Origin of the sequence: Pseudomonas fortuita (assembly GCF_026898135.2) — a bacterium.
Classification (GTDB): Bacteria; Pseudomonadota; Gammaproteobacteria; order Pseudomonadales; family Pseudomonadaceae; genus Aquipseudomonas; species Aquipseudomonas fortuita.
The window spans coordinates 4215030-4236589 of sequence record NZ_CP114035.2; the positions used below are offsets into that span (position 1 = coordinate 4215030).

At 60.8% G+C, this 21560-nt stretch carries 21 protein-coding genes and 1 tRNA gene; 9 read left to right on the plus strand and 13 right to left on the minus strand.

Annotated elements, in window-relative coordinates:
• Positions 1 to 19 precede the first annotated feature (19 nt).
• The 3 genes from OZ911_RS19490 (at position 20) to OZ911_RS19500 (ending at position 2968) form a co-directional block, all read left to right on the plus strand.
• The gene (locus tag OZ911_RS19490) at positions 20 to 844 is read left to right on the plus strand and encodes a shikimate dehydrogenase family protein (RefSeq protein ID WP_031311882.1); all 825 of its coding nucleotides are present in this window, start codon (positions 20 to 22) and stop codon (positions 842 to 844) included.
• A gap of 288 nt (positions 845 to 1132) precedes the next feature.
• Positions 1133 to 2131: a Gfo/Idh/MocA family protein gene (locus OZ911_RS19495; RefSeq protein WP_031311880.1), complete on the plus strand. Its 999-nt coding sequence runs from the start codon at positions 1133 to 1135 to the stop codon at positions 2129 to 2131.
• Between the two features lie 30 nt (positions 2132 to 2161).
• On the plus strand, positions 2162 to 2968 hold the full coding sequence (locus OZ911_RS19500; protein WP_082421987.1) for an IclR family transcriptional regulator: 807 nt from the start codon (positions 2162 to 2164) through the stop codon (positions 2966 to 2968).
• Positions 2969 to 3037: 69 nt separating this feature from the next.
• Here the strand turns inward: OZ911_RS19500 and OZ911_RS19505 are convergent, their stop codons facing one another.
• A complete protein-coding gene (locus OZ911_RS19505) occupies positions 3038 to 3847 on the minus strand; it encodes a sugar phosphate isomerase/epimerase family protein (RefSeq protein WP_023047554.1) in 810 nt (269 codons plus the stop codon).
• Between the two features lie 268 nt (positions 3848 to 4115).
• Between OZ911_RS19505 and OZ911_RS19510 the strand changes: the two genes are divergently transcribed.
• Positions 4116 to 4907, plus strand: coding sequence for an SDR family NAD(P)-dependent oxidoreductase (locus OZ911_RS19510; protein WP_031311879.1), 792 nt, complete (start codon positions 4116 to 4118; stop codon positions 4905 to 4907).
• 289 nt (positions 4908 to 5196) lie between these two features.
• Here OZ911_RS19510 and OZ911_RS19515 read toward each other — a convergent pair.
• The 7 genes from OZ911_RS19515 to OZ911_RS19545 all read right to left on the minus strand — a co-directional run bounded on the left by OZ911_RS19515 (position 5197) and on the right by OZ911_RS19545 (position 9850).
• Positions 5197 to 5272, minus strand: a tRNA-Gly gene (locus OZ911_RS19515).
• A gap of 63 nt (positions 5273 to 5335) precedes the next feature.
• Entirely contained in the window at positions 5336 to 5896 is a 561-nt protein-coding gene (pgsA, locus tag OZ911_RS19520) for a CDP-diacylglycerol--glycerol-3-phosphate 3-phosphatidyltransferase (protein WP_016488197.1), read from the minus strand.
• Between the two features lie 33 nt (positions 5897 to 5929).
• Positions 5930 to 7753 carry an excinuclease ABC subunit UvrC gene (uvrC, locus tag OZ911_RS19525; protein WP_060516982.1) on the minus strand — a complete coding sequence of 608 codons (1824 nt, stop codon included), beginning with the start codon at positions 7751 to 7753 and terminating at the stop codon, positions 5930 to 5932.
• A gap of 6 nt (positions 7754 to 7759) precedes the next feature.
• Positions 7760 to 8398 carry a response regulator transcription factor GacA gene (gene gacA / locus OZ911_RS19530; RefSeq protein WP_023047491.1) on the minus strand — a complete coding sequence of 213 codons (639 nt, stop codon included), beginning with the start codon at positions 8396 to 8398 and terminating at the stop codon, positions 7760 to 7762.
• Positions 8399 to 8461: 63 nt separating this feature from the next.
• Positions 8462 to 8851, minus strand: a complete 390-nt coding sequence (locus OZ911_RS19535; protein ID WP_023047492.1) for a helix-turn-helix domain-containing protein — start codon at positions 8849 to 8851, stop codon at positions 8462 to 8464.
• A gap of 120 nt (positions 8852 to 8971) precedes the next feature.
• On the minus strand, positions 8972 to 9403 hold the full coding sequence (locus OZ911_RS19540; protein ID WP_016488201.1) for a GNAT family N-acetyltransferase: 432 nt from the start codon (positions 9401 to 9403) through the stop codon (positions 8972 to 8974).
• A gap of 60 nt (positions 9404 to 9463) precedes the next feature.
• Positions 9464 to 9850, minus strand: a complete 387-nt coding sequence (locus OZ911_RS19545) for a DUF488 domain-containing protein (RefSeq protein ID WP_023047493.1) — start codon at positions 9848 to 9850, stop codon at positions 9464 to 9466.
• A 127-nt stretch (positions 9851 to 9977) separates the two neighbouring features.
• Between OZ911_RS19545 and OZ911_RS19550 the strand changes: the two genes are divergently transcribed.
• Positions 9978 to 11594 (plus strand): inorganic phosphate transporter, encoded by a 1617-nt coding sequence (locus OZ911_RS19550; RefSeq protein WP_023047494.1) that lies wholly within the window; start codon positions 9978 to 9980, stop codon positions 11592 to 11594.
• A gap of 77 nt (positions 11595 to 11671) precedes the next feature.
• Here the strand turns inward: OZ911_RS19550 and OZ911_RS19555 are convergent, their stop codons facing one another.
• The 3 genes from OZ911_RS19555 to OZ911_RS19565 form a co-directional block, all read right to left on the minus strand.
• Positions 11672 to 12367, minus strand: coding sequence for a glutathione S-transferase N-terminal domain-containing protein (locus OZ911_RS19555; RefSeq protein ID WP_016488204.1), 696 nt, complete (start codon positions 12365 to 12367; stop codon positions 11672 to 11674).
• Positions 12368 to 12454: 87 nt separating this feature from the next.
• Complete coding sequence (locus OZ911_RS19560; RefSeq protein ID WP_023047495.1) at positions 12455 to 12952, minus strand: PaaI family thioesterase; 498 nt, start codon at positions 12950 to 12952, stop codon at positions 12455 to 12457.
• 57 nt (positions 12953 to 13009) lie between these two features.
• Positions 13010 to 14392: an amino acid permease gene (locus OZ911_RS19565; RefSeq protein ID WP_016488206.1), complete on the minus strand. Its 1383-nt coding sequence runs from the start codon at positions 14390 to 14392 to the stop codon at positions 13010 to 13012.
• 256 nt (positions 14393 to 14648) lie between these two features.
• Here OZ911_RS19565 and gcvA point away from each other — a divergent pair, with 256 nt between their 5' ends.
• Both gcvA and OZ911_RS19575 read left to right on the plus strand, forming a co-directional pair.
• The gene (gene gcvA / locus OZ911_RS19570) at positions 14649 to 15545 is read left to right on the plus strand and encodes a transcriptional regulator GcvA (RefSeq protein WP_016488207.1); all 897 of its coding nucleotides are present in this window, start codon (positions 14649 to 14651) and stop codon (positions 15543 to 15545) included.
• A gap of 121 nt (positions 15546 to 15666) precedes the next feature.
• Complete coding sequence (locus OZ911_RS19575) at positions 15667 to 16917, plus strand: 2-aminoadipate transaminase (RefSeq protein WP_023047496.1); 1251 nt, start codon at positions 15667 to 15669, stop codon at positions 16915 to 16917.
• 3 nt (positions 16918 to 16920) lie between these two features.
• On the opposite strand, the gene OZ911_RS19580 is transcribed toward OZ911_RS19575, so the two are convergent.
• Positions 16921 to 17223, minus strand: a complete 303-nt coding sequence (locus tag OZ911_RS19580; protein ID WP_016488209.1) for a hypothetical protein — start codon at positions 17221 to 17223, stop codon at positions 16921 to 16923.
• Between the two features lie 140 nt (positions 17224 to 17363).
• Here OZ911_RS19580 and OZ911_RS19585 point away from each other — a divergent pair, with 140 nt between their 5' ends.
• Together OZ911_RS19585 and fusA are read left to right on the plus strand one after the other, a co-directional pair.
• Entirely contained in the window at positions 17364 to 17789 is a 426-nt protein-coding gene (locus tag OZ911_RS19585; protein WP_023047497.1) for a hypothetical protein, read from the plus strand.
• Positions 17790 to 17862: 73 nt separating this feature from the next.
• The gene (gene fusA / locus OZ911_RS19590; protein WP_016488211.1) at positions 17863 to 19974 is read left to right on the plus strand and encodes an elongation factor G; all 2112 of its coding nucleotides are present in this window, start codon (positions 17863 to 17865) and stop codon (positions 19972 to 19974) included.
• Positions 19975 to 20086: 112 nt separating this feature from the next.
• Here fusA and OZ911_RS19595 read toward each other — a convergent pair whose 3' ends face one another.
• Positions 20087 to 21529, minus strand: coding sequence for a SulP family inorganic anion transporter (locus OZ911_RS19595; protein WP_016488212.1), 1443 nt, complete (start codon positions 21527 to 21529; stop codon positions 20087 to 20089).
• Between the last annotated feature and the right edge of the window lie 31 nt (positions 21530 to 21560).

Genomic DNA, 21560 nt, shown 5'->3' on the forward strand with positions numbered 1-21560 from the left:
CCACCTACAGTAGGTTCACATGCATCCCCACATCACCGGCAAAACACGCATCTATGGACTGATAGGTGACCCGCTCAAGAGCGCCAGGTCGCCGATGCTGCTGAACAGGCTATTCGCCGAAGCACAGACTGACGCCGTGTGCATTCCATTGGAGGTCGGTACGCAGGCCCTGGCCGAGTTCGTCAAAGGCGCGCGCGCTTTGCGCAACCTAGACGGGCTTCTGGTCACCATGCCGCACAAGCAGACCATGCTTGAAGTCGTGGACATCCTTCACCCCTCCGCGCGCCAGGTAGGGGCAATAAATGTGGTTCGCTGCGATAAGGACGGTCGCTGGGAGGGCGCTGTGTTCGACGGGCTCGGCTGCGTACTGGGGATGCAGCGTCAGGGTGTTTCTGTGCTTGGGAAATCTGTCCTGCTGGTCGGAGCCGGCGGCTCGGGAAGGGCTATCGCTTTTGCCGTGGCCGCTGCTGGCGCCTACTCACTGACCATTTCTGATCTGGACCCGCACCGCGCCGCTGACCTGGCGCAAAGCGCTGGCAAAGAGGGTTCGTGCAATGTGCATGCAGGTCCACCAGACCCGGAAGGTCATGACATCGTTATCAATGCGACGCCTCTCGGCATGAACCCCGATGATCCGATGCCAGTAGAAGCAGAGCGTTTAACCCCCGCCATGGTGGTGGTCGACATCATCACTCGATCCGAGCCAACCGCGTTGTTACTGACGGCACAAGCGCGCGGATGCAAAACCCTTGATGGCGAGCCCATGCATTTAGGACAGGCCTTGCTGGCACTTGATTTTCTGGGCTTCAAAAACATCGAGCGTCGCTACTCAAAGGGACTTTAGTACCCCTCCTCCCCTCGGCAGCCAGCACGAGGGTTCTTCATTGCGTCAATCAAAACCTCCACGATGCGCATGCTCTCGGCCCGCTCACCTCCGTGATGCTGGCCGCCATGCCTTGCCAGCGTTTGGCACCCCAATAGAACGTAACTTACTTCCGTTCGTAACAGGGTCATGCTAGCCTGCTGGCAACCTCTGCAGTGTCGCTTGCGCGCTATTCGTCGGTGGTCCGATCCGAAACCCCGTTAGCGTCGCCAAGTTTGTCAAACATACTTATTAATAAAGGGTGGATGTTTGAAAGTCGTTCTCCTGGAAGTCAGCCACTGGCACACCCCGCTCTATCTTGATGCTCTGGAGCGTCTGCCTGATGTAACGGTCACGGCGGTATCCGACGCAACGGGGTCGCGGGGGCCTGCTCTCGCCCAGCGTTTCGGAGCAAAACTTTACGATCACTGGGAAACCCTGCTGGAAAACGAGGAAGCTGATTTTGCCTTCGCCTTTGGCCCGCACGATGAGCTGCATGCCATGGGCGAGGCATTGATTGAGCAAAAGGTCCCCTTCGCGATGGAAAAGCCTTGCGGGCTAACCCAACACGAAGTGCTGGATCTTTACCAACGCACACAGGCCAGCGGCCTGTTCGTGGCGGTGCCGTTGATATGGAGGCACAGCGAGTTATTGAACCGCCTGAAACAGCAAGCCAGGCAGAGTGATGCCAAGTGGAGAACCCTGGCGTTTCGATTCAACGCTGGCCCGCCTGGACGCTACCTGACCAACGGTTGCTCCTGGATGCTTGAGCCGAAACGCTCAGGTGGCGGATGCACGATCAATCTCGCCCCTCATTTCGTCGATCTGGTTCAGGAAATTTCCGGCGAGGCGATTCGAAGCGTGTCAGCCGTGATGTATCGCGACCCGCTACTGACAGCCGTAGAGATCGGCTCGTTGATGACCCTGGTGACCGAGAGTGGGTGCATCTGCACTATCGAAACGGGGTACAATTATCCCGCCAATACGCCCGAGCAACGGGAGTATTCATTTTCAATGTCAACGGATCAGTTCTACGCACGCTCCACCGCAGATGGCATGCGGCTGGTGGACGCGTCCGGGCAGGCAAGTGACCTGCACATGAGCTTGAACTCTGACGTGTATTACGACAACTTCGTAATCGACATACTCGCGCCTGACCGTGATAGTGCTTATGCAGGTGCCGGGCTCGCCACCATGCACCGCGTCATGCGTATCATCGAGGCGGCCTATGAGTCAGATCGCCTGGGTGGTGTTCCCATCAAGGTCTAAAACGCTGGCACGAAATTAAGGATTAGAAAATTGTCACATATAGGCCGCTACTTCAATACTTTGGAACTGCTCCTTTCCCATCCAGGCGGCCTCGCCCTGTCTGACATCAGTGAACAGACTCAAGTGGCTATGGCCACAGCTCACCGTATATTGAGCGCCCTGCGGGAAAGAGGCTACGTTTACCAAGACGAGCAGGACCACTACTGCCTGACGCTTAAAATTCCCAGCATGGGCGTGAACTACATCAGTGAAACCGGCTTTGCCAGAATAATGCAACCTTTGCTCGACGAACTCGCCAGCGAAACCGGCGAGCATGTTCGCCTGGCGGAAGTTGCTGAGGATCATCTGAGTTGGGTGCTGCAGGCCACGAATAACACCAGGGGCCTTCAATACCGCCGCGCCCTGGACGAAAAAATCATCCCCCATACCACCGCGGCTGGTAAAGCATGGCTCTCCACCATGCCTGATGAGCGCGCCATGCGCATTCTCGCCGCCTGGGATATCGAGAAAAGCCGAGAGTACGCAGGGCCCAACGCTCGCGTTTCGATACGCGATATTTTCGATGACATCGCCCTGATCCGCAAAGAGGGGCATGCTGTAGTCAGAGAAGAAGGTGAAGTGGGTGTGTGCGTTGTGGCAGTGCCTGTATTCGATAAAACACGCCCGGCCAACTCAGCCCCGGTGGCAACCCTCAGCATCGCCGGCCCTATCGCCCGCATGCGAGAGGAAACCCTGAATGCTCATATCGAACATCTGAAACAGTCCGCCATCAAGGTTGGCGAGTGCTGGTCGCTGTGGACTTCGGTCAACGGTGAAAGCCCGCTACCTGCACGCTGACGCTCTGACTTGGACCTGGGCCCATTGCGGGCCTCAGGGCTACTGTGATGACGAGCGATTGAAACGCAATTACGGAATGTCCCAACCCTTCTCCCGCAGATCCTGCACACCTTTGTTCAGCTCGTACAAGGCGTTTTCTTCGCGGATGATTTCGAGCACGCAGTTTTCAATACCGCAGGTCGCCTGAACGGCCTCACCCAGTCCGACGAAATCCACGACTCCGGTGCCCACTGGATCATGGCCCCAAACATCCATGCCGGTGTCGGACACATGCACAAAGTCGATAGCGCTGCGATAGGTCAGCAGACTGGCTACCGGATCCTCACCTATGTAAGCAGCGTTGGCGATGTCATATACGACCCTGACGACATCATCATTGATAGTGGCAACAACCTCTGCCAGCTCCCCCATCGTAGGCGTGAAGCAATACGGGGTATTTTCCAGCAGCAAGCGAACACCCGCCTGTTTCGCAAGCGGCGTTAAAACCGCCAGGCTCTCGTACATCCAGTCATAAGTCTTTTCAAGCGGTGGAGAAATCATCGGGCGCCGGGTACCCGGGGATATCACCACCTCTTGGGTATCCCAAGCGACTGCCAGGTCAATCACTGCCTTGATGTGATCGATGCTCTTCTGACGCATATTGGCGGCGGGACTGGCCAGGTTGACGTCATAGCCGCCGGCATTGAGCGACCTGATCTTTGCGTCGTACTGACGCAGACGCACGCTTGCAGCAGAACGCTCTGCAATAGACATTTCCACCGGCCAGCAATGGGGCGAGCTTACGGGCACCTCGAACACGCGGTGCCCATGCTCTGACAACTGCGCAATTGCATCGATTGCCGTGGATGACCACAGATAAGAAAACGTGCTGATGATCATATCGAAACATCCTTTCAGTTGAGGACTCACCGAAGTGAAACGGGCCATTCATATTATGAATTTTGTAGGGTGACCACTATCGCCTGCAGGAAGACGCGATGATGGATGCACCTGGAGAGCGACAGCCACTGCGCTGTCAAGGACATCCTGATGACGAAAAAAACGATAACGGAACTGGATTCCATTGTCAATTTGATTGCAAAGTACCTTCCAGTTTTGTAGTTTGAGCCTTCCACCTAAAACAAAATCTACGTGTGAGGGCAATTGAATGAGAGCTTTGGTGAGTGGCGGTAGTAGCGGCATCGGTGCTTCTACATGCCTGAGGATCGCGGAGGCTGCACTTGCCCGGGGCTCGCAGCCGAAAATTGCCGTGTGCGGGCAGACGTCAAACGCGACGCAGGACGACGTCGTTCGAACGATAGAGTCGATGGGTGGCATCGCGATCTCGCTGTCGGGTGATCTCGGCGACCCTGCAGTACCTGACCAACTTGTAGCAGCTGCAGTAGCCGAATTTGGGGGGCTTGACGCGCTTGTTGCGAATGCTGGCATCGCCAGCCCGGGCGCGATCTGTAGCTTGTCCTTCAAGGATTGGGACGACATGTTCGCCGTGAATCTTCGCGGCGCCTGGCTGCTAGCCAAAGCGGCCTACCCGCACCTTCGCGAGAGCCGAGGCTCAGCGTGCTTCACCTCGTCGATGTCTGGCCAGCTTCCGCATGCCGGCTCTGGCGCCTACAGCCCCACCAAGGCAGCATTAACCATGTTGGCGCAAACGCTGGCGCTGGAGTGGGCACCTGATGGCATCCGAGTGAATGTCGTGTCGCCAGGTATGACGCATACACCCATGTCTGAAAAAATGTACGCAGACCCACAGATCAAGAGAGCACGGGAAGGGATTATTCCGCTGGGGAGAATTGGTGAGCCAATGGATATCGCGAACGTGATCGAGTTTCTCGTTAGCCCGCTAGCCGGCTTTGTTACCGGGCAGGATATTTGTGTCGATGGCGGCTTTTCCAAGTCGATACTTAGCCATATCCCGGGGCGACCGAGCTCGAAATCCTAGCCACGGCAGCAGATTGAGCTCCATGTTGAATGGATTCAGGCCAGACTCACAGCCTGGCGGACTCAAAGGGCATTTTACGAATGCGGGGGCGCGGCTTTTAGCGAATGTGAGGATTCATGAGCAGCTCTCCCCGCAGAAACGAATTGGGCGATTTCAATTCTGGACTAGTTGCTGCCTTTGAAATGCCGGGATAACGCTGATTTTCGGTGAAGACTGCAGAAACGAAAAAAGGCCCCTAAGGGCCTTTTCGACGATATACCGATTCTGATTAAACCTGTATATCTTTATTTGGAGCGGGAAACGAGACTCGAACTCGCGACCCCGACCTTGGCAAGGTCGTGCTCTACCAACTGAGCTATTCCCGCGTCGTGATGGGTGCCATTCTAGCGATTTCTAAAACAGCGTCAACCCCTTGATTCAAAAAAAGTTTATTTCTGTTCAGAACCTTCGCGCAGGTGCGGCCAGGCGGCCAGCAGGTAATGCACCATCGACCACAGGGTCAGCCCCGCCGCCACCAGCAGCAGCCCGTAGCCCAGGATCACCCAGAACGTTACCGCTGGCGGGTTGCCCAGCAGGATCACCAGCGCCAGCATCTGCGCGGCGGTCTTCCACTTGCCAAGGTTGGACACCGCCACGTGCGCCCGCGCGCCCAGCTCAGCCATCCACTCGCGCAGCGCCGACACCACGATTTCGCGGCCGATGATGACCGCCGCCGGCAGGGTCAGCCAGAAGTTGGCGTGGGTCTGCACCAGCAGTACCAGGGCCACCGCCACCATCAGCTTGTCGGCCACCGGGTCCAGAAAGGCACCGAACGGCGTGCTCTGCTGCAGGCGACGCGCCAGGTAGCCGTCCAGCCAGTCAGTGGCGGCGGCAACGGCAAACACGCTGCTGGCGGCCATATAGCTCCACTGATAAGGCATATAGAACAGCAGAATGAAGCACGGAATGAGCAGGACGCGTAGAACGGTGAGCAGGTTTGGAATATTCATCGGTACGACTGGCTGCAAGTTGAGCCCGGCATTCTACTCGCTATGCAGGCTGGCATAAATCGACTCGGCAAGCTTTTTACTGATGCCGGGGGCTTTGGCGATTTCATCGATACTGGCGCGGTTGAGCTCCTGCAGGCCGCCGAAATGTTTCAGCAGGTCGCGCCGGCGCTTGGGCCCTACCCCGGCCACATCCTCCAGGCTCGACACCCGGCGGGCCTTGCCGCGGCGAGCGCGGTGGCCGGTAATGGCAAAACGGTGGGCTTCGTCGCGGATCTGCTGGATCAGGTGCAGGGCCGGTGAATCACCCTTTAGTGTGAACTCGTGGTGCACGTCGTTCAGGTACAGGGTTTCGAAACCGGCCTTGCGGGTGACGCCCTTGGCCACACCCAGCAGGGTCAGGTCAGTGAAGCCCAATTCCTGCATCACATCCCGGGCCATGTTCAACTGCCCCTTGCCGCCGTCCACCAGCAACACGTCGGGCAGCTTGCCCTCACCATCCTTGATACGCCCGTAACGGCGGGTCAGGGCCTGGTGCATGGCGGCGTAGTCATCGCCGGCTGTGACGCCTTCGATGTTGAAGCGGCGATAGTCGGACTTCAGCGCACCTTCGGGGCCGAACACCACGCAACTGGCCACGGTGGCTTCACCACTGGAATGGCTGATGTCGTAGCATTCCAGCCGCTGCGGTACTTCGTCCAGGCCCAGCACTTCGGCCAAGGCCTCGAAACGTGCGGCCATGTGCTGGCGGTTGGCCAGGCGAGCGTTCAGCGCCTGCTCGGCGTTGGTCACTGCCAGCTGCTGCCAGCGGGCGCGCGTGCCGCGTACCCGGTGGCTGATGGTCAGCTCGCGGCCACGCAGCGTGTGCAGCGCTGCGGTGATGGCATCGAAGTCTTCGTGAACAACGTTGACGATCAACTCGCTGGGCAATTCGCGTTCTGCGTTGCCCAGGTAGTACTGGGAAAGGAATGCGGCCATGACCTCGGCCACCTCCTCCTCGATGCCCACCTGCGGGAAGAAGTTCTTGCTGCCCAGCACCCGGCCGCCGCGCACGCTGATCAGGTGCACGCAGGCGCCACCGGGGTTGACGAAAGCGGCGATGACATCGACGTCGCCACTGCCGCCTTCGATGTACTGCTGGTCCTGCACGCGGCGCAACAAGGCGATCTGGTCGCGCAACTCAGCGGCCTTCTCGAAGTCGAGGGCCATGGCGGCCTTCTCCATCTCGGCATTGAGCTCGTTGCCCAGTTGCTGGCTGCGGCCTTCCAGAAACATCACCGAGTGGCGCACATCCTCGGCGTATTCTTCGGGGGTGACCAGGTCGGTGCAGGGCCCTTTGCAGCGTTTGATCTGGTACTGCAGGCACGGCCGGGTGCGGTTGGCGTAGTAACTGTCTTCACACTGGCGCACCGAAAAAGCCTTTTGCAGCAAGCTTAGGCTTTCGCGGATGGCGCCAGCACTGGGGTACGGGCCAAAGTAGCGGCCCTTGGCCTTCTTCGCCCCACGGTGAATGCCCAGCCGCGGGAACTCACCGTCGGACAGGAACACGTAGGGGTAGGATTTGTCGTCGCGCAGCAGGATGTTGTACGGCGGCCGCCATTCCTTGATCAGGTTCTGCTCCAGCAGCAACGCCTCGGTTTCGTTGGCGGTGATGGTGGTTTCGACCTGGGCGATGCGCGCGACCAGCGCGGCGGTCTTGGGCGCCAGGCCGGTCTTGCGGAAATAGCTGGCCAGGCGTTTCTTGAGGTTCTTGGCCTTGCCCACGTAAAGCAGGCGGGCTTCGCCGTCGAACATCCGGTAAACGCCCGGGCGACCACTGCAGGTGGCCAGGAATGCGCTGGCATCAAACACTTGGGACATGAGGTTCTACAGGCTTGCGTCGACCATGCCGTGGCGAACGGCCAGCAAGGTCAGTTCGACGTCGCTGGTGACCGAGAGTTTTTCAAAGATCCGATAACGGTAAGTATTGACGGTCTTGGGCGAGAGGCACAACTTGTCAGAGATGATCTGCACTTTCTGACAGCCAACGATCATCAGGGCAATCTGGATTTCCCGCTCCGACAGTGTATCGAACGGTGAGCCCTGTGGCTGGAAAGGTTTCAGCGCCAACTGCTGGGCGATTTGCGGGCTGATGTAGCGCTGGCCGGCAAAAGCCAGACGGATGGCCTGAACCATCTCGTCAAGGCCTGCGCCCTTGGTCAAGTAACCGGCGGCACCGGCTTGCAACAGGCGGGTGGGGAACGGGTCTTCCTCGCACACGGTCACGGCCACTACCTTGATATCCGGGTGGCTGCGCAGCAGTTTGCGGGTGGCCTCAAGGCCGCCGATGCCGGGCATTTTCACGTCCATCAGCACCACGTCCGGCTTCAGCTCGCGGGCCAGTTTGAGCGCGGATTCACCCGAGTCCCCCTCACCCACCACCTGCAAGCCGTCGATGTCGGCCAGCATGCGGGTAATACCGGTTCGTACCAGATCGTGATCGTCGACCACTAAGACCCTAATCAAGCACACACCTCGTCAGCAGGGCGATTGGATCCCGCCACCTTAACAAAATTTTTCCAGGCGGGTCTAACGCATTGCTTCTGTAAGAAACGCCTGACGCACAACAGTGACAGGCCTCACTGTTTGCCTGGGCTTGATATCGCTGCTCAAGCGGCCAAGCAGGTGCCAGATGGCCGCCTGGTCGTCGATCGGCAATTGCCGGAAGGCGCCCAGCAGCCCTGACTCATCCGTACTCAACCCTTCTAGCGGGGCCGGCGTGCGCATGCCACTAAGCACGTACAGTGCATCCACCCCCCTGGCCGCCACTGCTGCCAGGTAATCGACCCGCGGCGTACGCTCGCCACTTTCGTACTTGCCCTGGGCATTGGGTTCGACCCCACCGATATCGCCAAACACGCGCTGGGTCATGCCCAAGCGCTCACGTTCTTCCCGCAGCCGCGGACCAATCCCGTTCATTGTGGGCTTCTCCTTATCCCTGATCACGCTCATCCTCTGCCGCCCCGTCTACGGGCGACCGTGAGCGTCTGGGCTCACTATGCCGCTGCGCTTCGGTCGCGACAAGCCATCATTACGCTACTAGCCAATCGTACGTTGCATGCGCACAAAGCACTCATCCTCACCCATTTCGACAAAACCATGGCGTTGGTACAACAGGCGCGCCGGGTTGCTGCGAAACACCATCAGCCTGAGCAACGGCAGGCGCCGCTGCCCGGCCCACAGCGCCAGCTCTTCCAATACCCAGCTGCCGACACCGCGCCCGCGATGCTCGGGCAACAGGTGCAACTCGCGGATAAACAGCGCCTGGCGGTCCTGGCTGAGGCTGCAGAAACCCAACAGGCTGTCGCCTTCGCTGATCAACCACTGCTCGCGCCAACCCCAGGCCTGGTCGAACGCGTCCTCGATCCAGAGCAGGTCAAATTCACGGTAATACCGCAGCATGGCGCGCCGCGTGAGGTCGCGGGCGAACGTACGGTGACTGTCGTTGGCGGGAATCAAATGTAGCGGCATCGCACAATGGGCTCTGGAGATTGGCAGGGCCGGCGATGAGGCCGGTGCAGCAAATGTCACTCACTGGGCATAGCATACGGGTGAACTGCCAGGCCCATGCCGGTCCAGTTCGCTTTCCAGCCATTCGGCCAGCACCCGGGCGTTATTGTGCTCGGTGTCCTTGCCTGCATAAAGCAGGGTTAGCAACCCCTTTCCGGCCAAGTCCAGCAGGGGGTACCAATGCTCTGGATGGGCAGCCAATTCTTCCTGGTAGCACTGGGTAAAACCGGTAAAGTCGACCGCCCCCTGGTGAAACGCCTTGCGCAATTCATTGGAGGGTGCCACTTCGCGCAACCACTGCCCGTGCAGGTTTTCCTTGCGCAGGTGGCGCGGCCACAGGCGGTCGACCAGCACTCGCTGGCCATCGTCGCTCGCGACCGCATCGTAGACACGCTTGCAGCGGATCATGGCTGTCTCCGGCATTTACCGTCCGTCTTGAGCCTAGATAATTCATTGATCGAGGTCACGGCCGGGTTGCGAATTGTTTCTATGCTCAAGGCCTTCGGCAACTTGCCCAATGCCAACCGGAGCCATCATGGCAACCCCGCTACTGGCCAGCCAGCCGCACCTGGCCCAACGCGACGCCCGCCCGCCACTTGCCCACAAGCCTGGGCGCGCCACCCTCGTGTTGTTCTTCGGCCTGCTGCTGGCGGGTATCGCCTACACCGCCTGGAGCCTGAAACAGGATGTCAGCGCCAGCGGCACGGTCATCACCACGTTCACGCCGTTTCTGCTGCTGGGCCTGGCACTGCTGGTTGCCCTGGGCTTCGAATTCGTCAATGGCTTCCACGACACCGCCAACGCGGTAGCCACCGTGATCTATACCCATGCGCTGCCGGCACCGGTCGCTGTGGTATGGTCCGGGCTGTGCAACTTTCTGGGCGTGCTGCTTTCCAGTGGCGCAGTGGCATTCGGCATCATCGCCCTGCTGCCCGTGGAACTGATTCTACAGGTAGGCTCCTCGGCCGGCTTCGCGATGGTTTTTGCCTTGCTGTTGGCGGCGATCATCTGGAACCTCGGCACCTGGTGGCTGGGGCTACCGGCGTCATCCTCGCACACCCTGATCGGCTCGATCATCGGTGTGGGGGTGGCCAATGCGCTGATGCATGGGCGTGACGGCACCAGCGGCGTGGACTGGGCCCAGGCCAGCAAGGTGGGTTACGCCCTGCTGTTCTCCCCCCTGATCGGCTTTGCCTGCGCCGCCCTGTTGCTGCTAGCCTTGCGTGCACTGGTCAAGCGTCAAGCTTTGTATCAGGCGCCACAAGGCCATACACCGCCGCCTTGGTGGATTCGTGGCGTACTGATCCTGACGTGTACCGGGGTGTCCTTCGCCCACGGCTCCAACGATGGCCAGAAAGGCATGGGCCTGATCATGTTGATCCTTGTCGGCACCCTGCCAATGGCGTATGCGCTGAACAAAACCATGCCCAATGAGCAGGCCTTGCAGTTTTCCACCGTCGCCGAAGTGACCCGCCAGGCACTGGTGCGCAGCGCCCCACAAGCGGCCCCGGCCGATCCGCGCCAGACCCTGACCGCGTTCATTGGCGAGCCCAAGGCCAGCGCGGAACTGGTACCGGCACTGGCGGCGTTGACCGGGATGATCGGCGAAGAGGTCAAAAGCTACGGCTCGCTCAAGCGCATACCTGCCGAGGCTATGGCCAACGTGCGCAATGATATGTACCTGACCAGCGAAGCCATCCGCCTGATCGAGAAAAACCGCCTGGTGGCATTCAATGCCGATACCCGCAGCCAGGTGCAACTGTTCAAGACTCAACTGGACGACGCCACCCGCTACATTCCGCTATGGGTCAAGGTGGCTGTGGCCATCGCGCTGGGGCTGGGGACGATGGTTGGCTGGCGGCGCATCGTGGTGACAGTGGGCGAGAAGATCGGCAAGACCCACCTGAGCTATGCCCAAGGTGCCTCGGCGGAGGTCGTTGCCATGTGCACCATTGGCGCAGCGGACATGTTCGGGTTGCCGGTTTCGACCACTCATGTGCTGAGCTCGGGGGTGGCGGGGACCATGGTGGCGAATGGGTCGGGGATTCAGAAGCGCACGCTGTTCAACTTGCTGATGGCCTGGGTGCTGACCTTGCCGGCGGCGATGCTGTTGGCTGGCAGCCTGTACTGGCTGCTGAACCACATTTTCTAAACCTGAACTGCGCCCTTTGCAGGAGCGGCCTTGTGCCGCTCCTACAGGGACCGGTGTACGTGACGGGTTCTGCGTTATCAGCCCGGGATTTTCAGGCCGCGTTGCACCGCCGGCCGTTCGAGGAAATTCGCCAGCACCCGCTGCACTTCCTTGAACTGGTCGAAGCCCACCAACTCACGCGCGTTGTAGCGATCCACCAGGTTACGCACCCAAGGGAAGATCGCGATGTCGGCGATGCTGTACTCGTCAGCCATCCACTCCCGACCTTTCAAATGCCGATCCAGCACACCCAGCAGCCGCTTGGACTCGTTGACGTAGCGGTCACGCGGGCGCTTGTCTTCATATTCCTTGCCAGCGAAGAAATGGAAGAACCCGACCTGGCCGAACATCGGCCCGATGCCGCCCATCTGGAACATCAGCCACTGCAGCGTCTGGTAACGCTGGGCAGGGTCCTGGCTGAGCAGTTGTCCACTTTTTTCCGCCAGGTACTGCAAGATCGCCCCGGATTCGAACAGCGGCAATGGCTGGCCGCCAGGCCCGTCCGGGTCAAGGATGGCGGGGATCTTGTTGTTGGCGCTGAGCGAAATGAATTCGGGGCTCAACTGGTCATCGTTATCGAAGCTGACCTTGTGCGCCTCGTAGGCCAGGCCGATTTCTTCGAGCATGATCGACACCTTGACGCCATTGGGCGTCGGCAGCGAATACAGCTGCAGGCGTTCAGGGTGTTTGGCGGGCCACTTGCGGGTGATGGGGAAAGCACTGAGATCGGTCATGATCAACCTTGCCTGGGGAATGAACCTGTCACTCTAGAGACATCCCCGGCCGCTGACCATCACCGACCACTCATCCGGGCCGGCAACTCAAGCCTGGCCATGGGCCTTGAGTTTGAGCTTTTCGGTATCGACACGGACAAACACCGAGTCGGCCGTCACCGTCAGCACATCCTCGGCCCAGACCTCGCAAATCACCCGGCTTTTGCGCCCCACCTCCCCTTCGACTCGGGCTTTGAGCAAAAGCTCCACACCCATCGGGGTAGGTTTCAGGTAAGTCAGGTTGAGTGTGCCAGTCACGCAATCGATACGCGGCAGGCTGCCTGGCTCGCGGCCTTCGTTGCGGTAGTGGTAGGCCATGGCCGCCCAGTTGGAATGGCAGTCGACCAGCATCGCCAGCAGGCCGCCGTAAACCAGGCCGGGCCAGCCGATAAAGGTGCTGTCGGGTGCGTGCCGGCATATCAGGTGGATGCCGTCGGTGTCCCAGTGGCTTTGCAGGTGCAGCCCACTGGGGTGGGCGCAGCCGCAGCCGTAGCAGGTGCCTTCAGGCGCCGCAAGGGCCTGAAGGGAGAGTGGGTGGTCAGTCATACGCTTCCTGTGCTTGTTGGAATGGGGGCGCGCAACGCCCCCATTAAAGCAGAAACATCAGGCGGCTTGGGCAACCCCCTGGGCACGCCGTTGGGTCAGCGAAACCAGCAGGATGAATGCTGTCACCCCAGCGGTCATCAGGGTTTCATAGCGGTAGGCATCGCTGAACAGCATGTAGCCCAGCACCATGACGATGGTGCCGATCACCAGCCAGGTCAGCCAGGGGAACAGCCACATCTTCAGCTCCAGCGGGCGCCCTTCGCGGTCCGCACGCGCACGCATGCGCAGCTGCGACACGGCAATCACCAGGTACACCAGCAAGGCGATGGCGCCGGTGGTGGACAGCAAGAAGCCGAACACCTTACCCGGGAACACATAGTTGACCAGGCACCCGGCAAAACCGGCCAGCGTCGAGAAGATGACCGCCACGGTCGGCACGCCCGAGCCGGAGATACGCTTGGTCATGCTCAGTGCCTGGCCACGGGCGCCCAGCGAATACAGCATGCGCGACGCGGTGTACAGGCCCGAGTTCATGCAACTGGTCACTGCAACCAGCACCACCAGGTCGACCAACAGCTTGGCGCCTGGCACGTTCAGCACTTCCAGCACGCGCTGGAACGAACCGACTGCTTTCAGCGCAGGGTCATTCCAGGCTACCAGCGACACCACCAGGAAGATCGACGCCAGGTAGAAGATGGCAATGCGGTACACCACCAGGTTGGTGGCACGGCGGATCTTGTCTTTCGGGTTTGCGGTTTCGTCAGCGGCAATGGTGACGATTTCGGCGCCGAAGAACGAGAAGATGGTGATCAGCACACCACCGAGCACCGTGCCGAACCCGTTGGGCATGAAGCCGCCGTTGTCCCACAGCCGGCTGACTCCGGACACCTCGGCCAGCGGCCAGAAGCCGAATACCGCCAGGCTGCAGACCACAATGAAGGCAATGATCGCCACCACCTTGACCAGTGCGAACCAGTACTCGAAGGCACCAAAGTTCTTCACGCTGATCAGGTTTGTGCACGACAGCACCAGCATGATCAGGAAGGCGAACAACCAGGACGGTACGCCGGGGAAGTAAGCATGCAGGATGTCGGCGCCAGCGATGGCCTCCACCGGAATGATCAGCACCCAGAACCACCAGTACAACCAGCCGATGGTAAAGCCCGCCCAAGGGCCGATGGCTTCTGAGGCATAGGTGGAGAACGAGCCGCTGTTAGGGTTGGCGATGGCCATTTCGCCCAGCATGCGCATCACCAGCAATACCAGCAGGCCGGTCATGGCGTAGGAAATGAGGATGGCCGGGCCGGCGGTGGCGATGGCGTTCGACGAGCCGATGAACAGGCCGGCGCCGATGATGCCGGCAATGGAGATCATGGACACCTGACGGGAAGTCAGGCCGTGCTGCAGGGAACGCTGTTTCTTGTTGTCTTGCGAAGCCATGAAGAACCCTCGAATGGGTCGGCCGCGACAAAGCGGCTGAAGGTCGGAGCAGAATTCTTGTAAATTTCTGATAGTCGTTTTTGTTGTTTTGCAGATGCCGGAAGCGGGTACTGACCTCCTCTTCACATGACCGGTTGTAATCGTTGATCCAGGTCAGTATTAATCTATAGGCCGGGGTCAACAAACGACCTTTTCGAACCACATGATTCCGCTTTGGAATGAACTCCTTCCTTTTTTTGCTCGGTATTTGCCCGTCATGTCCAAACGCCTGATGCCTTCGACCACCGCCCTTCAGTGCTTCGAAGCGGCTGCCCGCCACCTCAGCTTCACCCGCGCGGCCCAGGAACTGCACCTGACGCAAAGCGCCGTCAGCAAGCAGGTGGCGCAGCTCGAAGACATGCTCTCGCACTCCCTGTTCCAGCGCATTCGTCGGCGCCTGCACCTGACCCCGGCGGGTGCGCTGTACCTCACCGAAGTGAACAAGATCCTCACCCAGATCGATATTTCCAGCCGCTACATCCTCAGCTACGGCGACGAAACCGAAGTGCTGCGTATTGCTACCCAGCCTACCTTCGGCGCGCGCTGGCTAGTGCCCAAGCTCAAGGGTTTCGGCGACCGCTACCCCCGCATTCACCTGGACGTGCGCAACGAGCTGGAGCCATTCGACCTGGTGCAGGCCAAGGCCGACGTGGCTTTTTTCTTCGGCCAGGGCACCTGGCCTGGGGCCACTTGCATCGAGCTGTTCAGCGAAGAAGTGGTACCGGTATGCAGCCCGCAGCTGCTGGCCAACCACCCCTTTGAAAGCGCCCAGGCGCTTACCGAGCACCGCCTGCTGCAATGCGTGTCGCGCCCGGAGGCCTGGCATGAATGGTTCCTGGGGTTGGGGCTACACAGCCAGAACAGCTACCACGGGCCGCGTTTCGACACGTTCTACCTGTGCATCCGCGCAGCGATCGCCGGTTGCGGCATAGCCCTGATTCCGCGCTACCTGGTGGCCGAGGAGCTGAGCGAGGGCAAGCTGGTGGTGGCCTGGGACCACCCGGTGGCGAGCAACGGCAAGCACTTTATCGCGCATGCCGAGCATGCGGCCGAAGTGCCCAAGATCAGGGCCTTTGTGCAGTGGATTCGGGAGCGGGTGGCTGAGGGGGACTGACTTAACCTATACCGGCCAGTTCACGAATTCAGGGAATGACCGCAATCGAATAATTCGTTTGCAGAATAACCCCCCAACACGCTTGGATAATAAGAAACTTGAACAAAGGTCCCGCGTGCCCATGAACCAGGAAAGTATCAGCCCATCCATCGCCATCGTTCACCCGATCACACTTTCCCATGGCCGTAATGCCGAAGTCTGGGACACCGACGGCAAACGTTACATCGACTTTGTCGGCGGTATCGGCGTGCTCAACCTGGGCCACTGCAACCCCGCCGTGGTCGAAGCCATCCAGGCGCAAGCCACCCGTCTGACCCACTATGCCTTCAACGCCGCACCCCACGGTCCATACCTGGCGCTGATGGAACAGCTGAGCCAGTTCGTACCGGTCAGCTACCCGTTGGCCGGCATGCTCACCAATAGCGGTGCGGAAGCTGCAGAAAACGCCCTTAAAGTCGCCCGCGGTGCTACAGGCAAACGCGCCATCATTGCCTTCGACGGCGGCTTCCACGGCCGTACCCTGGCCACCCTGAACCTCAATGGCAAGGTAGCCCCTTACAAGCAACGGGTCGGCGAGCTGCCCGGACCGGTGTACCACCTGCCCTACCCCAGCGTGGATACCGGGGTTACCGGCGAGCAGGCGCTCAAGGCCATGGAGCGCCTGTTCAGCGTGGAGCTGGCCGTGGAAGACGTGGCAGCGTTCATCCTCGAACCGGTTCAGGGCGAAGGCGGTTTCCTCGCCCTCGACCCGGCCTTCGCCCAGGCCTTGCGCCGCTTCTGCGACCAACACGGCATCCTGATCATCATCGACGAGATCCAGTCCGGCTTCGGCCGCACCGGCCAGCGCTTCGCCTTCCCGCGCCTCGGCATCGAGCCCGACCTGCTGCTGCTGGCCAAGAGCATCGCCGGCGGCATGCCGCTGGGGGCGGTGGTCGGGCGCAAGGCATTGATGGCAGCACTGCCCAAGGGCGGCCTCGGTGGCACCTATTCGGGCAACCCGATTGCCTGTGCGGCGGCGTTGGCCAGCCTGGCGCAGATGACCGACGAAAACATCGCCACCTGGGGTGAGCGCCAGGAGCAGGCCATCGTCAGCCGCCACCAGCGCTGGAAGGCTTCGGGCCTGAGCCCGTACATCGGCCGACTGACCGGCGTGGGCGCCATGCGCGGCATCGAATTCGTCAATGCCGACGGCAGCCCGGCGCCGGCGCAACTGGCCAAGGTAATGGAGTCGGCACGGGCCAAGGGCTTGCTGCTGATGCCCAGCGGCAAGGCGCGACACATCATCCGCCTGCTGGCCCCCTTGACCATCGAAGCCGAGGTGCTCGAGGAAGGGCTGGATATCCTCGAGCAGTGCCTGGTGGAGCTGAACTGAGGCTTACAGGCCCAGTTCTTCGGGGGTCAGCATGTCGGATTCGAAGGCGATCCAGCCGCCTTCGAGTTCGGCGTGGCCGTTGACGATCGGGCCGTAGTAGGTCAGGCCGTTCTCCAAGGTCACGCAGATGTGCGTGGCCTGTTTTTCAGGTGCCGCGAGCGTACCGACGAAATGCACCTTCTTCAGGGTTTCGGTCACCGCTTCCAGGCCCACCCGCATGCTGGGGTTTTCCGAAGCTTCGGTATCTCCGCCACGGTCTTCGGCGCTGATGGTCACGGTGGCGGTGTACGGGTACTTGGTGCTCAAACGGGGTTACCTCAGTGGGTGTGTAGGCGTAAGGGCGCGTAGAGTACGGCAGGTGGTCTCTGTTGTCTCTACAGGTGATCTGAATGCCCCGATCTGTTAGGGTGCCCGCCGATGCACGCCACACCACACGAGGATCCCGAGTGAGCGCCGAAGAACCCCTGATCGCCGACCTGTTCGATGTCGATAAACGCCTGTCCCTCAAGCCCGTCGTGGACTTCAACAGCTACCTGCGCAACGCCTTCGGCGAAGGCCCGTGCCGCTGCCACCGCTGCACTGAAGGGGGTGACGAAGGCACCTACAGCCACGCCCACACCTTCACTTTTGCAAGCCGCCAGTGCCATCGCCGCTTCGCCAGTACATCAGGCAGCGATGTCGCCCAGGTATTGAAAAAGGCCTGGCTGTCGTACACCAAGGCCGACCTCAACCTGGTCGGCCCACTGGACCTGGCCACCCTCAAGACCTTCACCGAAGCGGACCTGCACCCGCGCCTGCTGGCGCTGCTCACGGCCAGTGGCCTGGCCCGTGAAGTGGATGGCCAATGGATGCTGCAAGCCCAGGCCGACTGACGGCCCGGCGGCAGGGCAGGATTCCACCGGTCTGCTAACGTGGTGGAATCCGCCCATCCGCAGGTAGTCCGCCATGGCCCGCACAACCCCCATCGAGCTATACCGCAATATCGGCATCGTCGCCCACGTGGACGCCGGCAAGACGACCACTACCGAGCGGATCCTGTTCTACACCGGGGTCAACCACAAGATGGGTGAGGTGCACGATGGTGCCGCGACCATGGACTGGATGGCCCAGGAGCAGGAACGCGGCATCACCATCACGTCGGCGGCCACCACGGCATTCTGGCAAGGCTCGACCAAACAGTTCGCGCACAAATACCGCTTCAACATCATCGATACCCCCGGCCACGTCGACTTCACCATCGAGGTGGAGCGTTCATTGCGCGTGCTCGATGGCGCGGTGGTGGTGTTCAGCGGCGCTGACGGGGTAGAGCCTCAGTCCGAGACGGTCTGGCGCCAGGCCAACAAATACCATGTGCCTCGCCTGGCCTACATCAACAAGATGGATCGCCAGGGCGCCGACTTCCTGCGGGTGGTCAAGCAGATCGACCAGCGCCTGGGGCACCACCCGGTGCCGATCCAGCTGGCCATCGGCAGCGAAGAAAACTTCATTGGCCAGATCGACCTGGTAAAGATGAAGGCCATCTACTGGAACGACGCCGACAATGGCACCAGCTACCGCGAAGAAGAAATTCCGGATGACCTGCGCGCGCTCGCTGACGAATGGCGCGCTCACCTGGTGGAAGCCGCTGCCGAAGCCAACGATGAGCTGACCCTGAAGTTTCTCGATGGTGAGGAGCTGAGCGTCGAAGAAATCAAGGCTGCCCTGCGCCAACGCACCATTGCCAACGAAATCGTCCCGACCATTCTCGGCTCATCGTTCAAGAACAAGGGTGTACCGCTGATGCTGGATGCGGTAATCGACTACCTGCCCGCCCCCTCGGAAATTCCTGCCATCCGCGGCACCGACCCGGACGACGAAGAAAAGCACCTGGAACGGCACGCCGACGACAAAGAGCCGTTTTCAGCCTTGGCTTTCAAGATTGCCACCGACCCGTTCGTCGGCACCCTCACCTTCGCCCGCGTGTATTCCGGCGTGCTCAGTTCCGGCAACGCGGTACTCAACTCGGTCAAAGGCAAGAAGGAACGCATCGGCCGCATGGTGCAGATGCATGCCAATCAGCGTGCCGAAATCAAGGACGTGTGCGCAGGCGACATCGCCGCGCTGATCGGCATGAAGGACGTGACCACCGGCGACACCCTGTGCGACCTGGACAAACCGATCATCCTCGAACGCATGGATTTCCCTGACCCGGTGATTTCCGTGGCCGTGGAGCCGAAGACCAAGGCCGACCAGGAAAAAATGGGCATCGCCCTGGGCAAGCTGGCCCAGGAGGACCCGTCATTCCGCGTACGTACCGACGAAGAGACCGGCCAGACCATCATCTCGGGCATGGGCGAGTTGCACCTGGACATCATCGTCGACCGCATGCGCCGCGAGTTCAACGTCGAGGCCAACATCGGCAAGCCGCAGGTGGCTTACCGGGAAAAAATCCGCAATACCTGCGAGATCGAGGGCCGTTTTGTGCGCCAGTCCGGCGGCCGTGGCCAATACGGCCATTGCTGGATCCGTTTCGCCCCCGGCGACGAGGGCAAGGAAGGCCTGGAGTTCATCAACGAGATCGTCGGCGGCGTGGTACCGCGCGAGTACATACCCGCGATCCAGAAGGGCATCGAAGAGCAGATGAAGAACGGCGTGCTTGCAGGCTACCCGCTGATCAGCCTCAAGGCTGCCGTGTTCGACGGTTCGTACCACGATGTCGACTCCAACGAGATGGCCTACAAGATCGCTGCTTCAATGGCCACCAAGCAGCTGTCGCAGAAAGGCGGCGCGGTGTTGCTGGAACCGGTGATGAAGGTGGAGGTGGTGACGCCGGAGGAATACCAGGGCGACATTCTGGGCGACCTCAGCCGGCGCCGCGGGATGATCCAGGACGGTGACGAAACACCGGCTGGCAAGGTGATCCGCGCCGAGGTGCCGTTGGGCGAGATGTTCGGCTACGCCACCTCGATGCGGTCGATGACCCAGGGCCGGGCCAGCTTCTCGATGGAGTTCACCCGCTATGCCGAGGCCCCGGCGAGCATTGCCGATGGCATCGTCAAGAAAAATCGCGGGGAGTAAGTGGCTCTCCTGTTCCGGCCCCTTCGCGGCTAAAGCCGCTCCCACAAGGGATCGCATACCCCTGTGGGAGCGGCTTTAGCCGAAGGGGCCGGAACAGGCAGCCACAATTTTTTCAATGCTGCTCGCCAGCCCGCTTCAACAGCTTCTTGCACCGCTCCGACAAATGCACAACGCGCAAATGCTTGCCCGCCTTGGCATAGCGCTCGCGCAGGGTCTTGAGCGCCGCAATTGCCGAATAATCGACAAAGCTCAAATGCTGGCAATCCAGCGTGACCTGGGCCGGGTCCTGGGCCGGGTCGAACTGGTTGAGGAACGAGGCGGTCGAGGCAAAGAACAGGGTGCCATGTACCTGATAACGCTTGCCACCTTCAGCGTCCTCATGGCTGTCGGCGTACAGCTCCCGCGCATGCTGCCAGGCAAAGTTGAGCGCCGCGATGACGATGCCGAACAGCACCGCCATGGCCAGGTCGGTAAATACCGTCACCACGGTCACCGCAATGATCGCCAGCACATCGTTCACCGGCACCTTGTGCAGCACCCGCAGCGACGCCCAGGCGAAGGTCTGCTGGGCCACCACGAACATCACCCCGACCAGCGCTGCCAGCGGAATACGCTCGATCAGCGGCGACAGGAACAACACGAACAGCAAGATCATCACCCCGGCCACTACCCCGGACAGCCGGCCGCGCCCGTTGGAACTGAGGTTGATCACCGTCTGGCCGATCATTGCGCAACCGCCCATGCCACCGCACAGGCCCGAAACCATGTTCGCCGCACCCAGCGCCACGCATTCGCGGTCCGGGAAACCACGGCTCTCGGTCACTTCATCGGTCAGGTTGAGGGTGAGCAAGGTCTCCAGCAGGCCGACCATCGCCATCAGCACCGCGTAGGGGGCGATGATCTTCAGGGTGTCCAGATTCCAGGGTACATCCGGCAGCGCCAGCCCCGGCAGACCGCCTGCGATGTGCGCCATGTCGCCCAAGGTGCGGGTGGGCAGGTCGAGCAGGTACACCAGCAAGCCAACGCCCAGGATCGCCACCAGCGCCGGCGGTACCGCACGGGTCAATTTCGGCAGCACGTAGACCACCGCCATGGTCAGTGCCACCAAGCCGATCATCAGGTACAGCGGCGCGCCGCTGAGCCAGTGCTCACCCGCCTTGAAGTGCTCAAGCTGCGCCATGGCGATGACGATGGCCAGGCCATTGACGAAGCCGAGCATGACCGGGTACGGCACCAGGCGTACCAGCTTGCCCAGCCGTAGCAGGCCGAACAGGATCATCACCACGCCACCCAGCAGCACCGTGGCCAGCAGATACTGCGCGCCGTGCTGCACCACCAGCGCGACGATCACCACCGCCATGGACCCGGCAGCGCCGGAAATCATCCCCGGTCGACCGCCAAAGAGCGCCGTCAGCGTACAAATGATAAACGCGCCATACAGGCCCATCAGCGGGTTGAGGTGCGCCACCAGGGCAAAGGCGATGCACTCGGGCACCAGGGCGAACGAGGTGGTCAGGCCGGCGAGCAGGTCGGCGCGTATTCGGGCGGGCTTCATGGGTTTCCTGTGGTGCGGGACATTACAAAAA

Excerpts from the sequence above, each read along its gene's own strand:
- OZ911_RS19565 (WP_016488206.1), bottom strand. The coding sequence starts at position 14,392 with ATGGCTTCGCAAGACAACAAGAAACAGCGTTCCCTGCAGCACGGCCTG.
- uvrC (WP_060516982.1), bottom strand. The coding sequence starts at position 7,753 with ATGTCCCAAGTGTTTGATGCCAGCGCATTCCTGGCCACCTGCAGTGGT.
- OZ911_RS19555 (WP_016488204.1), bottom strand. The coding sequence starts at position 12,367 with ATGACCGATCTCAGTGCTTTCCCCATCACCCGCAAGTGGCCCGCCAAA.
- OZ911_RS19550 (WP_023047494.1), top strand. The coding sequence starts at position 9,978 with ATGGCAACCCCGCTACTGGCCAGCCAGCCGCACCTGGCCCAACGCGAC.
- OZ911_RS19490 (WP_031311882.1), top strand. The coding sequence starts at position 20 with ATGCATCCCCACATCACCGGCAAAACACGCATCTATGGACTGATAGGT.
- OZ911_RS19505 (WP_023047554.1), bottom strand. The coding sequence starts at position 3,847 with ATGATCATCAGCACGTTTTCTTATCTGTGGTCATCCACGGCAATCGAT.
- pgsA (WP_016488197.1), bottom strand. The coding sequence starts at position 5,896 with ATGAATATTCCAAACCTGCTCACCGTTCTACGCGTCCTGCTCATTCCG.
- OZ911_RS19560 (WP_023047495.1), bottom strand. The coding sequence starts at position 12,952 with ATGACTGACCACCCACTCTCCCTTCAGGCCCTTGCGGCGCCTGAAGGC.
- fusA (WP_016488211.1), top strand. The coding sequence starts at position 17,863 with ATGGCCCGCACAACCCCCATCGAGCTATACCGCAATATCGGCATCGTC.
- OZ911_RS19575 (WP_023047496.1), top strand. The coding sequence starts at position 15,667 with ATGAACCAGGAAAGTATCAGCCCATCCATCGCCATCGTTCACCCGATC.
- OZ911_RS19540 (WP_016488201.1), bottom strand. The coding sequence starts at position 9,403 with ATGCCGCTACATTTGATTCCCGCCAACGACAGTCACCGTACGTTCGCC.
- OZ911_RS19545 (WP_023047493.1), bottom strand. The coding sequence starts at position 9,850 with ATGATCCGCTGCAAGCGTGTCTACGATGCGGTCGCGAGCGACGATGGC.
- OZ911_RS19535 (WP_023047492.1), bottom strand. The coding sequence starts at position 8,851 with ATGAACGGGATTGGTCCGCGGCTGCGGGAAGAACGTGAGCGCTTGGGC.
- gcvA (WP_016488207.1), top strand. The coding sequence starts at position 14,649 with ATGTCCAAACGCCTGATGCCTTCGACCACCGCCCTTCAGTGCTTCGAA.
- OZ911_RS19595 (WP_016488212.1), bottom strand. The coding sequence starts at position 21,529 with ATGAAGCCCGCCCGAATACGCGCCGACCTGCTCGCCGGCCTGACCACC.
- OZ911_RS19510 (WP_031311879.1), top strand. The coding sequence starts at position 4,116 with ATGAGAGCTTTGGTGAGTGGCGGTAGTAGCGGCATCGGTGCTTCTACA.